1 protein-coding gene is annotated in these 255 nt (G+C 50.6%); it reads right to left on the bottom strand.

The genetic code is table 11. The features are described from left to right. A partial coding sequence (locus ACPYOJ_RS35935) for a DUF7673 family protein (protein ID WP_481420470.1) occupies nucleotides 1–168 on the bottom strand: 168 nt, incomplete at its 3' end. Nucleotides 169–255: the final 87 nt, after the last annotated feature.

The raw sequence follows: 255 nt of genomic DNA, 5'->3' as shown, positions 1-255 counted from the left end.
CTTCAAGACCTGGTCGAGATTGTGGATGTCCTCGATCGGAAAGCCGCCGTATACGTGAGCGTTCCACCATGACAGCACAAAGGCTGCGCATACTTTGCCTTGCCCAGTGTCGGTCTTGGCGACACGCAGTAGCCTTTCAAAAGCAAGACGGCATGTTTCGGTATACATCGAAAACCTTTCCGCTGAACCGTGGAAGGGCAGAATCCCTGTGTCGGTCAGCTTGATTAAGCGGAATTAATTTCCTTGTAATGATAC

Source organism: Rhizobium sp. SVR5-9E, from assembly GCF_056755095.1.
This window is presented reverse-complemented; position numbering and strand designations above follow the sequence as displayed.